Raw genomic sequence first — 12,459 nt, forward strand, 5'->3', positions numbered from 1 at the left:
CTACTTTCTGTCACTTTCATCGAACAGTAACCGCACGGGCGCCGTGCCGCCCCTCTCTTTCGGGAAGGGCCGCGTTGCACCAGAATTGAGGTGGCCCTGTGCTCGCCGTCCGCTACAGGATTTTCCGGGGTCATTCCCCTCCCTTCATGGACGTAATTCCTGTGTTGCGCTGCAATGGTGCAGGAATGGTCAAGTCCGGAGTACCATCCCACTGCGCGTCAACAGCTTCCGAGACGCAAGGCAGGATCCGCATGGCCCAGCAGCGCCACATCCAGATCATCCCCGCCATTTCCCCTGAATTGACATGCAAACTTCCGGGATGAATTCCGATAATCTCCTCGTCGCGACAAAGTTCTCGCCACCGCGCATCAATGCGCGCCATATTCCCCGAGCCCATTTGCTGGCACGTCTTCATGATTCCCAGCACTGCACCGCGACGCTCATTACCGGCAGCGCAGGCTTTGGAAAGACCATCCTGCTCGCACAATGGCGCCAGGAGCTGATGAAGGCGGGAATCGATGTGGCATGGCTCTCGTTGAGCCATGACGACAACCAGTTCTCGAGCTTCCATTCCTATCTGATGGCGGCTTTCCATCGTCTTGGTATCCCGCTCGACGGCAGCAGCCTGCACGACGACGGCAGCCCGCGTGCGATCGAAGGCAGCATCGCGATGATCACTGGCGCGGCGGAGGCTGCCGGAAAGGAGCTCTATCTCCTGATCGACAACTATCATCATGCGGATTCACCAGCTACCTACCGGCTGATGCAGAAGCTGCTGGACCACTGCCCGGCCAATCTGCATTTCGTCATCTCCTCACGTACCGCGCCGCAACTCAATCTCGGCCGGCTGCGAATGCAGGGGCAAATCGTCGAGATCGACTTTACGGAACTGCCCTTTACGCTGGACGAGACACGCCATTTTTTTGAGCAAAACCTCAGTTCGCCGAAACTGAATGCCGACGAGATCCATCTTATTCACGAGTTGACGTGTGGCTGGCCGGCGAGCCTCCAGCCCATCGCGACCATGCTGCGCATCCATCCCGCAAAGCGCTCGAAATTGCGTAGCCTGTTGTGGAAATCTGCCGATCTTCACACCTACCTTGTCGAGGACGTGGTGGCATATCTGCCGGCAGACCTGATCGAGTTCATGGAGAAGATTTCGGTGCTTCGCCGCTTCAATGCGGACCTTGCAGAGCATGTCACGGGAAATCCGGTTGCAGGGAAGATGATCAAGCGCGCCGAGGATGAGAATCTGCTGATTTTCCGTATCGACGTGGACGATAGCTCGCCGTGGTATCGCTTTCACCCCTTGTTCGGCGAGTTCCTCTCGCAGCGCCTGTCGCGGCGCGGGAGCGCCACGGTCGAAGGAATCCACCGGCGTGCGTGCCGATGGTTCGCCGACCATAACTTCCTGGTGGAGTCGCTTCGCCACGCGAGTCTCGGCGGCGACCTTGAATATGCGGTCGATGCCATGGGAAAGGCCACCCCGGCGACGTGGAGCATGGCATATACCAGCCCCATGCTGCATCTGCTGGAGAAGCTGCCCCAGGAAACCCTGTTTGCCCACCCAAAGCTCTTCCTGCTGGGTTGCCTGACGTATTCCTATTCCGGCAGGCCCGACAAGGCGGAGCGATGGCTGGAAGAGATCCGGCGGACGGAGGCGGCCGGGAATCCCGCCATTTCGTCCAAGCTGACGGTCATGGACTCCTCTGTTGCCATGCACCGCGATGACATGAACCGCGTCATCGACCTGCTTGAGCCGCAGTACAAGGTGCCGCTGGGCAATCGCTCCCTGCAGTACCTCAGCCTGGCAGGGCTCGCCGTGGCGTACATCTCCGTCGGCCGCCTTGACGAGGCGCGAAAGATCTATGACGACAATCCGATCCGCCCGGAAGACCGGGACAATGACATGGCGCTGGGCTTTGAAGGCCTTCGCGCACAGGTGTACCTGGCGGAAGGCAATGCCAGGGAGGCGGAGCGGATCGGTTCCGACGTGCTTGCACGGTCGGAAGCCATCTATGGGCGCGTATCGGTGCCGGCCAGCACATGCGCGTCCACCCTCTGCGAGGCCTATTACGAACTGAACCGCCCCGACGACGCACTGGACGTGCTTGCCAACCGCACAGCCATCATGCAGTCCTCGATGCCGGACGTCATGATACGAGCCTCGCTTTGTCGTGCGCGCGTCGAAGTCCTCCGGGAGTCGCCGAAGGCCGCCCTGAGCTTTCTCGAGGAGCAGACGGCCCATTTCCACTTGCATGGACTGGATCGCCCCGAGGCCCACATGCTCGCGGAGGAACTGACGATCCTGCTGGGCATGGGCGACCGCCTGCGCGCGGGTGAGCGCGCGGCAAAACTGAATGCCCTCGGTGCGCAACACCGGAATGCCACCGGCGCACAAGCCGAGATCCCGGCGATCGCGGCCCTGGCACGCGCGCGCCTGGCGCTGATGGACTGCAATCCGACCGACGCGCTTGAAGCCCTGTCCGAGGTGCGCAGCTTTGCGCAGAAGTATGGCCGTGGCAGGACACTGGTCCAGGCGGACCTGCTGTCCGCCGCCGCGCATGACAGCCTTGCGCAGGCCGCGGAGGCCAAACAGTGCCTGTCGCGCGCACTGCAGGCCGGCGCCAGTCTCGGGCTGGTCCGCACCATCCTGGACGAATGGGAACAGGTCGGCGATGTGCTCGAGCGCTTCCATGATGATCTCGACCTGCAACCGCCGGTGGCGCAGTATCTCGCTAACCTGATCGGGTACGCGGACGGCCCCGACGAGGCGCACGAACCGGTGGCGGCGGCTCGCGGCGGCGGCGACACGCACCGGGCCACCCTGACGCCGCGCGAACTGGAGATCATCGAGCTGATGGCGCAGGCGATGTCGAACAAGCGCATCGCGCTGACGCTGAACATCACCTTCGGTACGGTGAAGTGGAACGTCAAGAACATCCTCGCCAAGCTCGACGTATCGAGCCGTTACGACGCCATCGCCGTGGCGCGCCAGCGCGGGCTCCTGAAGTAGGTCCGGATACGCTGGCGTCCCGCCCGATGCCAGCGCCACTCCCGAACACGGAGTGACTCCGGCCACCGCCCGGCTTTCTCCTTTCCATTCAACAATTTGCATGCCTGCCGCCGCACGGCGGATCCGTAGAGGCGATTCGTGGGGCCGTCCCTATACTCATTCGGCGTCCCAACTGTCAATTCACGGAGATTCAGGATGTCGATTGCCGAAGGCTCGGTCGCGAAGAACACTCGCCTGCTGTTGAACGACCCGGCCGCCCTGGCCGGCCACTCCGCCCATGCGTGGGACCACCTTCCGCGCACCGCCATCGATGCAATGCAGCGGCTCGGCCTGCAGCAGCGCTTCGCCGCCCTGCGCGACGAGATTCCGATGCTGCGCAAGCTCGCCGACGCCGAAGGCGTTGCCAGCGTCGACGAACTCGATGACGTGGCGCCCCTGCTGTTCCGGCACACCGTCTACAAGTCGTATCCGCCGTCCCTGCTGGAGCATCGCAACTTCACGCAGATCAACCGGTGGCTGGGCAAGCTCGTCACCCGGGAGATCGCCGATGCCATGGCCGCGGTCGATGTGCGCGGCTGCCAGACCCTCGACGCATGGTTCGAGACGATGGACGAGGCCATCCCGCAACTCACCCTGGCTCACACGTCGGGCACATCTGGCACGATCTCGTTTCTGCCGCACGGCACGCGTGAATGGGCGAAGGTGCAGGCTGTGCGACGCCTGCACGTCTGGAACATGGAGGGCCCGGACACCCCCGCCCCGGAGCTCTACGTGGCCTACCCGTATTACCGTTCTGGGTTCATCAGCCATCTGCGCATCAACGACCATGTGATCCGGCAACTGCTGAAGGACGAGTCCTACTTCCGCGCCGCCTATCCGCAACGGCTGTCGAGCGACCTGCTGCATCTCTCCGCCCGCATCCGCGCGGCACACGCCAAAGGCACACTGGACCGGCTCGACATCAGCCCGGAAATGCGGCGGAAGAAGGCCGACTTCGACCAGCTTCAGGCCAACATGGCTGCCCACCTCGCCGCCTTCTTCGAGCGCATCGTTGACGAGATCCAGGGCAAGCGCGTCTACTTGCTGACGACCTGGACCAACCTGCACAGCATGGCAAAGGCGGGCCTGTCGCGCGGGCTGGAAGGGGTGTTCTCGCCCGATTCGTTCATCGTCACCTCGGGCGGCGCCAAGGGACTCACGCAGCCCGAAGGCTGGCGGGAGGACGTGCTGCGCTTCACCGGCGTGAAGCGGCTGGTCGAAGGCTATTCCATGTCGGAGGTGGCTGGCAGTCACTTCACCTGCGAGCATGGCCATTTCCATTTCGCGCACACCATCATTCCGTTCCTGCTCGATCCCGACACCGGCAAGCCGCTGCCGCGCCGGGGCCGCCAGACCGGCCGCGCCGCCTTCTTCGATCTCGGAGCTGAATTCCGCTGGGGCGGCTTTGTCACGGGCGACGAGATCACCGTGGAGTGGGACACGCCCTGCCCCTGCGGGCGGCCGAGCCGCTACATCGTGGGCCCTGTCCAGCGGTACAGCGACAAGACGGGGGACGATGACAAGATCACCTGCGCCGCCACGGAAGCCTCGATCCACGAGGCCATGCACTTCCTGAACGGGATGGATTCGTGAAGGCACGGCATTTCCCGGAACCAATGGCCCGGGCCACCGTCACTGAAGGTGGTCCGGGGTCGTCAGCAGCGCCTGCACCATGCGGGCGAGCAGCAGCGGCGTGTCGGGCTCGTTCAGCAGCGCGGGTTGCATCAGCGTCATCGCCCGGGGCAAGGCGAGCAGCGTCTGGAACGTGAGGAAGCGCGCCCTTTGCCGGTTGGTCACGACGATTTCGCCGGAGAACTTCTCCATCAGGGCGTCCGTGACCACCGACGTCCAGTTGTTCTCGGACTTGACCATGTCGAGGCGCACTAGCTCCTCGTAGTGTGCGGAGCGCATGAAGAAGTCCCGGTCGATCCCCGCCCAGGTGTTGAGGAACACGATGCCGTGCCGCAGAATCAGCAGGATGCCGTCGAACAGGCTGGACTCGGGCGGCAGCGCGCGCAGGTCCTCCAGCAGACGGCGGCGCGCTTGCAGGCGGTAGTCGACGAAGATCGCCCCCATCAGCGACTCCATCGTCGGGAAGTATTCGTAGATGGAACTGACCGCCACGCCAGAGCGGTCCGACACGTGCTCCAGCGACAACGCGGCCCGGCCCTCCTTCTCCAGGATTTCCCAGCCCGCCGTCACCAGTGCCTCCACGAGCTTGACCGACCGCTGCTGCCGCGGGCGCTTGCGCGGCCGAGCGGGCACTTCGATGTGCAGGATGTCGTGGCCGCCCGGCCGTCTTCGGGATGGAGTCGCCATTGGTCTTGCCTCTCTGCGTCTGACGAGGCAATTGCCCCATGCAACCGTGATATTGCATGCCGCGTAAAGGCGGCCGCCCCTCCCTTTCCGGGAGGGCGGCGCACCGCCTTCCGGCACCCCGGCAGCGGCGGGTGCAAACACAGAGAACACCGTCAGGAAAGCGCGTAAATCCACGAAAAATCAAAGGTTTGCACACAACATGCCGACACTGGAATCCGGACAGGAAAACCCGGCACTGCTCCCTATACTGGTGCGGCAATACAGGCGTTGCCGTATGGCTTCACTGGCAGCGCCACCTCTTCCCACTTCCGCTGGCGAGTCACATCCAATGTCCCGACAGGAAAACTCCATCGATATACAGGCCGAGCTGCTGCTGAACGACCCCGCAGCACTGGCCGGCCACAACTACCAGACTTGGCAGCACCTTCCGCGCGCTGAGCTCGACGCCGTCAAGCTGGAAGCGCTGAAGCGCCGCTTTGCCGAACTGCGCGACCGCATCCCCGTGCTGAAGAAGCTTGCCGATGCCGAAGGCGTGCACGGCATCGAAACCTTTGAAGACGTGGTGCCTCTGCTGTTCCAACACACCGTGTTCAAGTCTTATCCTCCGTCGCTGCTGGAGAAACAGAACTTCACGCAGATCAATAAGTGGCTGGGCAAGCTGGTAACGCCGGAGGTTGCCCAGGCCATCGCGGCCGTCGACGTCAGCGGCTGCACCGGCCTGGACGACTGGTTCGACACCATGGACAAGGCCCTGCCGGACCTGCGCATCAGCCACACGTCCGGCACGTCGGGCACTCTGTCGCTGCTGCCGACCAGCCTGCGCGAATGGGACAAGGCCTGCGACGTGCGCCGGCTCCATGTCTGGAAGACGGAGGGCCCGGAAACCCCGCAGCCGGACCTGCACATCGTCTACCCGTACTACCGCCGCGGCTATTTGTCTCACCTGCGTGGCAACGACTTCATGATCCGCGCGCTGCTGCCCGGCGAGTCGAACTTCCACTGCACCTACCCGATGACGCTCTCGTCCGACGTACTGCACCTCGGCGCCAAGCTGCGCGCCGCGCATGCCCGGGGCACGCTGGACCGGCTGGAGATCGCTCCGGATCTGCTCAGGAAGAAGAAGACCTTCGACGCCATGCAGGCGGAAATGCCGAAATACCTCGCCAGCTTCTTCGAGGAAATGGCCACGCACCTGCGCGGCAAGCGCGTCTACATGGGCGCCACCTGGAACCTGCTGCACGACATGGCGAAGGCCGGCCTGGAGCGCGGGCTCGAAGGCGTGTTCCATCCCGACTCGTACATCACAACAACGGGCGGCGCGAAGGGCCTGATACAGCCGGACGGCTGGCGCGAGGCCGTACTGCGGTTCACCGGCGCGCAGACCGTCCACGAAACCTACGCCATGTCCGAAGTGCTCAGTGGCTCGAGTCCGCGTTGCGAGCACGGCCACTACCACTTCTCGCCGACCGCCGTGCCGTTCGTGCTCGATCCGGAAACCAGCCGGCCGCTGCCGCGCCGCGGCCGGGTGACCGGCCGCGCGGCCTTCTACGACCTGGGCGCCGACATCCACTGGGGTGGCTTCATCACGGGCGACGAGATCACCGTTGAATGGGACCAGCCCTGCCCCTGCGGGCGCCCCAGCGCCTACATCGTCGGCCCGATCCAGCGCTACAGCGAAAAACAGGGCGGCGACGACAAGATCACCTGCGCCGCCACAGAATCCTCGCACCGCGAGGCCATGGACTTCCTTAACCACATCGAGGGCCAATGAACATGACGAAACCCATCGCGCCGATGATCATCCGCGGCGAGGTCATTACCGAAAACCTGATCGAAGTCGGCGGCCGCGGCAATGACCTCTCCTTCCTGACGCCCGACGCGCACAAGTACATCGACCGACTCCCGCTCGGCAACCCGGCCCGGCTGGGCGACATGTACAAGCTGAGCTTCGGCGACATCCTCGACTACGCCGAGGCGCTCGGCAAGGCGCTGGACTTCAGCGAGAACAAGTACCTGCAGCAGGCGTGCGAGCTTTCGTACCTGACGGCGCCCACCACGCCCACCATCGTCAAGGGGTCCTACATGAACTTGCGCAACATGCTGTCGCGCGAGTTCATTACCGAGATGGTGGAGACCACGGTCGGCGTCAAGTACCTGGAAGGCTGGGTCAGGCAGCGCCTGCTCGACGGCACCGAGCTCGACGTGCGCTGCTTCGGCGCACGCACGCTGCACATCGTGGCGGGCAATGCCACGGGGCTCTCGCTGTGGACCATCATCCGCAACATGGTGCTGCGCAGCGACGCCATCATCAAGGCGCCCTCAAACGATCCGTTCACCGCGCTCGCCATCGCCCGCACCATGGTCGACATGGCACCCGACCATCCGCTCACGAAGCACCTCAGTGTCGCCTACTGGAAGGGCGGCGACCAGGCCTTCGAACAGCGCCTGTACCAGCCGCAGAACATCGAGAAGATCATCGCCTGGGGCGGCTTCGCGGCAATGAAGCACGTCACGCAGTACATCCAGCCGGGGCTGGAACTGATCTCGCTCGACCCGAAGCGCAGTGCCAGCATCATCGGCAAGGCGAGCTTCGACAGCGAAGCGGCGATGCGCGAGGCCGCGGTGCGGCTGGCCAGCGATATCGGCGCCATCAACCAGAAGGGCTGCATCTGCGCTCGCACCATATATGTCCAGTCGGGCACCGATGCGGCCGGGCTGGAGAAGCTCAACACCTTCGGCCGCTACGTCTACGACGCCATGCTGGCGCTGCCGAACACCCTCTCCACCGCGCCCAAGCGTTACGACCCGACGCTGAAGGCCGAAGTGGACGCGCTGCGGCTGGACGACGAGTGGTACAAGGTCATCGGCGGCAAGGATGGTGAAGGTGCGATCATCTGCTCCCAGGTTCCGGAGCCCGTGTCGTTCGCCGCGCGCCTGGACGACCGCACCGCCAACCTGGTGCCGGTGGATTCGCTCGGCGAGATGATGGATGCCGTGGACGCCTACACGCAGACCGTCGGCGTATATCCGGAGAGCGTCAAGGACGAGCTGAAGGACATCCTGCCGCTGTACGGCGCGCAGCGCATCGTATCGCTGGGCTATGCCGCCGCCATGAAGTTCGCCGCGCCGCAGGACTCGATCGAACCCATGCGCCGCATGGGCAAGTGGATTTCCAACCAGATCGCATCGCCGGAGACGACGGCGGCGCCCTGGCTGCGTCCATCCATCGAAGCCTGACCCAGACCCGCGCAGGGGCGGTGCCCGCCGCACCGCCCTGCCGCTCCGATTTCCCAGCCCTTTCAGCCAAGTTTCTCACCATGACCTCCTGCAAAGCCTACGGCGCTCATGAAGCGCATTCAGACCTCATCCCCATGCATATCGCGCGGCGAGACCTGAGGGCGGACGATGTCGCCATCGCCATTGCGTATTGCGGCGTGTGCCATTCCGACCTCCACTGTGTCCACAACGACTGGGGCACCACGATCTATCCGGTCGTGCCCGGCCACGAGATCATCGGCCACGTCACGGCCGTGGGCAGCGCGGTGACGCAATACAAGGTTGGTGACCGCGTCGCCGTCGGCTGCCTGGTCGATAGCTGCCAGGAATGTGCCCCGTGCGCCGACGGCGAGGAACAGCATTGCACTGGCGGCGTGACGGGCACTTACAACAGCCGCGACCGCCAGACCGGCGACATCACCTGCGGCGGCTACTCTGAAAGCATCGTGGTGCGCGAGAAGTTCGTACTGCGCGTGCCGTCCGAGCTCGATATGCGGTTTGCCGGGCCGCTGCTGTGCGCCGGCATCACCGTCTGGACCCCGCTGCGCCAGCACGGTGTGGGCCGAGGCACGAAGGTGGCCGTGGTTGGCCTGGGCGGGCTGGGGCACATGGCGGTCAAGCTGGCCGTCGCGCTGGGTGGCGATGTCACCGTCATCACCAGTTCGCCCGGCAAGGCCGAAGAGGCCCGCGCGCTGGGCGCCCACCATGTGTTGCTGTCCAGCGACCCGAAGGCCATGCAGGCGACGTCGAATGCCTTCGACTTCATCCTCGATACCATTCCCACGAAGCACAACGTCAATCCCTACCTGATGCTGCTGGGCCGCAATGGCGTGCTGGTGCTGGTGGGCGCCATCGAGCCGCTGGAGCCGATCCACGGCGGCCTGTTGATGCGCAACAACCGCCGCATCGCCGGCTCGCTCGTCGGCGGCATCGAGGCGACGCAGGAGCTGCTGGACTTCTGCGCCGTGCACAATGTGCTGCCCGACTGCGAAATGATCGACATTGGCGACATCAACCGGGCCTACCAGCGCATGCAGGCCAACGACGTGAAGTACCGCTTCGTGATCGACATGGCGTCGCTCCGTGCGTGACGCGGCGGTCGCCTGATGGGCGCCCTGCCAAAAGAGGGGGGGATACGCCCCCTCGAAACCTGTATATCTTTCTACTGGCTGGAACCATCCATCCCCAAGAGAGAGACAACCAATGAGACAGAGAACGAGGCCTGCCGGCACTGGTCTGCCGATGCGACAGTCCCTCCTCGCCACAGCGCTGGCCTTCCTGGCCAGCACCCATGCCCTTGCCGCCGGGACGGCCGCTCCTCCGGTGCCGTCCAGGCCCGCCAGCGCGGCCACTGCCGCCAGGAATGCCAGTGTGCTCCAGCAGTTGCCGTTCGCCGACCGCGAGGACTACGTCTCGGCCACGCGCGGCCTGATCGCGCCGTACCGGTCGGATACCATGAGCTCCGACGGGCAGGTAGTCTGGAGCCCGCAGGCCTATGATTTCCTGCGCACCGACAAAAGCCCCGATACGGTCAACCCGAGCCTCTGGCGCCAGGCGCAGCTCAATGCCTACGCCGGTCTGTTCCAGGTGACCGACCGGGTCTACCAGATACGCGGTCTCGACCTGGCGAACATGACCATCGTCGAAGGCGACACCGGTCTCATCCTCATCGACACGCTCGCCACGAGCGAAACCGCGAAGGCCGCGCTGACGCTCTACTACCAGAGCCGCCCGCGCAAGCCTGTGGTGGCAGTCATCTATACGCATAGCCACCTCGACCATTTCGGCGGCGTGCGCGGGGTGGTGGACGAGGCCGACGTCAAAGCCGGCAAGGTCGCCATCTATGCGCCGGCGGGCTTCCTCGAGGAAGCCGTCAGCGAAAATGTGTTCGCCGGGACGGCGATGCTCCGGCGCAGCTACTACCAGGGCGCGACGATGGTGCCGCGAGGCGAGCGGGGCCAGGTGGACGCCGGCATCGGCAAGGGCGCGCCGAAGCACGGCACCCTCGGCCTGATCGCGCCGACGGTGGTGCTGAAGGAGCCCGTTGAGACCCGTCGCATCGACGGCGTGGACTTCGAATTCCAGCTCACGCCCGGCACCGAGGCGCCGGCAGAGATGAACATCTGGCTGCCGCAGTTCAAGGCGCTGTGCATGGCCGAAAACGCCACCCCGACCATGCACAACATCCTCACGCCACGCGGCGCGCTGGTGCGCGACGCCAAGGCATGGGGCAAGTATCTCGACGACAGCCTCGTGCGCTACGGCAACAAGGCGGAGGTTCTGTTCGCGCAGCACAACTGGCCCACCTGGGGCGGGGAGCGTATCCGCAACCTTCTGGCCGACCAGCGCGACATGTACACCTGGCTCAACGACCGTACGCTGCATCTGCTGAATATGGGCCTGACCCCGGCCGAGATTGCTGACGACATGCGCAAGCTGCCCGGCAACCTGGAGAAGAAGTGGTACACGCGCGGCTATTACGGGTCGCTCAGCTTCAATGCCCGCGCCGTGTACCAGCGCTACCTCGGCTTCTATGACGCCAACCCCGCCAACCTCGACCCGCTGACGCCAGTAGATGCCGGCAGGCACTATGTCGCGGCCATGGGCGGCGCGGCCAACGTACTGAAGCTGATGCGTGCCGCAGTGGACAAGGGAGACTATCGCTGGGCGGTGCAGTTGGGCAATCATCTCGTGTTCGCCGACCCCGCGAACGCGCAGGCGCGCAACCTGCAGGCCGATGCGCTGGAGCAACTCGGCTACCAGAGCGAGAGCTCGCTCTGGCGGAACATGTACATCACTGGCGCACAGGAACTGCGCGCCGGCGTGCACACAGCATCCGGCAACCGGGCCACCGACCTGGTACGCGCGCTGGAGCCATCGATGTTCTTCGACCTGCTGGCTGTGCGCCTCGATTCCGACAAGGCGCAGGGGCACGACATGACGCTGAACTGGGTGTTCACCGACCGGAAGGTGCCGTTCGCGCTGACACTGCGCAACGGAGTGCTGACCTACCGGGAAGGCCGGCTGCACGACAAAGCCGATGCCACGATCAGCATGAGCAAGGACACCCTCGACCGGATCAACCTGCGTCAGGTCGACCTGGCGGCAGCGGTTCAGAAAGGCGACGTCCGGATCGAAGGCGACGGTCGCAAGCTCGGCGAGCTGATGGGCATGCTGGTGACGTTCCGTCCGGACTTCAATGTCGTCACGCCGTAACCAGGCGGCCGACGGCAAGCCACTCGGCGCCGCATGCGGCGCCGTTTCTGTTTCAGTTGCGCCAGGAATGAAAAATCCCGGTCGGTGACCGGGACTTCCAGCGTGACAGAAGCCGACAGGATCAACGACTCGCCGCTTGCATGGCCGTGACGTAGGCATGCACCTGCTGGTTGGCATCCTCGCGGAAGCTCGCCGTGCTCCAGTCAGTGATCTGCGCGAAGTGCGCCTCGACCGCTTCGGGCGACAGCGCCGAAGGCGGAATCGCCACCGGCGCCGTGTCGATCATGCGCATCGCCGAGAACACTCCACCGCTGGCGCCCAGCACCACGCGGCTCGGGGCGTTCTCGCTCACCAGATACAGTGCAGCCGGCGTTACGGTTTCCGGGCCGGTCGCCTTGAGGATCGCTTCCGGCAGGATGTCCTCCGTCATGCGCGTAGCCGCCATCGGCGCCAGCGTGTTCACGCGGATGTCGTTCTTCTTGCCTTCGATCCCCAGCATGTTCATCAGGCCCACCGGACCCACCTTGGCCGCGCCATAGTTGGCCTGGCCGAAGTTGCCGAACAGGCCCGCCGCCGATGTCGTCATCAGCACC

Annotated in this window: 8 protein-coding genes; 6 read left to right on the top strand and 2 right to left on the bottom strand. The window is 64.6% G+C overall.

What is annotated here, in order from left to right:
* Window positions 1-319 precede the first annotated feature (319 nt).
* Window positions 320-3,016 carry a winged helix-turn-helix domain-containing protein gene (locus AC3WRR_RS21265; protein ID WP_492298061.1) on the top strand — a complete coding sequence of 899 codons (2,697 nt, stop codon included), beginning with the start codon at window positions 320-322 and terminating at the stop codon, window positions 3,014-3,016.
* 195 nt (window positions 3,017-3,211) lie between these two features.
* A complete protein-coding gene (locus AC3WRR_RS21270) occupies window positions 3,212-4,648 on the top strand; it encodes a hypothetical protein (RefSeq protein ID WP_058698846.1) in 1,437 nt (478 codons plus the stop codon).
* Window positions 4,649-4,687: 39 nt separating this feature from the next.
* Here AC3WRR_RS21270 and AC3WRR_RS21275 read toward each other — a convergent pair whose 3' ends face one another.
* Window positions 4,688-5,374 (bottom strand): TetR/AcrR family transcriptional regulator, encoded by a 687-nt coding sequence (locus AC3WRR_RS21275; RefSeq protein ID WP_058698847.1) that lies wholly within the window; start codon window positions 5,372-5,374, stop codon window positions 4,688-4,690.
* Window positions 5,375-5,702: 328 nt separating this feature from the next.
* On the opposite strand from AC3WRR_RS21275, the gene AC3WRR_RS21280 reads away from it, so the two are divergent.
* The 4 genes from AC3WRR_RS21280 (at window position 5,703) to AC3WRR_RS21295 (ending at window position 11,866) form a co-directional block, all read left to right on the top strand.
* Complete coding sequence (locus AC3WRR_RS21280) at window positions 5,703-7,145, top strand: hypothetical protein (protein ID WP_492298064.1); 1,443 nt, start codon at window positions 5,703-5,705, stop codon at window positions 7,143-7,145.
* 2 nt (window positions 7,146-7,147) lie between these two features.
* A complete protein-coding gene (locus tag AC3WRR_RS21285) occupies window positions 7,148-8,611 on the top strand; it encodes an acyl-CoA reductase (RefSeq protein WP_058698849.1) in 1,464 nt (487 codons plus the stop codon).
* A gap of 80 nt (window positions 8,612-8,691) precedes the next feature.
* The gene (locus AC3WRR_RS21290) at window positions 8,692-9,741 is read left to right on the top strand and encodes an NAD(P)-dependent alcohol dehydrogenase (protein WP_058698850.1); all 1,050 of its coding nucleotides are present in this window, start codon (window positions 8,692-8,694) and stop codon (window positions 9,739-9,741) included.
* Window positions 9,742-9,892: 151 nt separating this feature from the next.
* On the top strand, window positions 9,893-11,866 hold the full coding sequence (locus AC3WRR_RS21295; RefSeq protein ID WP_492298066.1) for an alkyl/aryl-sulfatase: 1,974 nt from the start codon (window positions 9,893-9,895) through the stop codon (window positions 11,864-11,866).
* A 121-nt stretch (window positions 11,867-11,987) separates the two neighbouring features.
* Here AC3WRR_RS21295 and AC3WRR_RS21300 read toward each other — a convergent pair.
* On the bottom strand, window positions 11,988-12,459 hold a 472-nt coding region (locus tag AC3WRR_RS21300; protein ID WP_492298068.1), incomplete at its 5' end, for an SDR family NAD(P)-dependent oxidoreductase.

It is taken from the genome of Cupriavidus sp. FW305-3-2-15-C-LB2 (assembly GCF_058787575.1).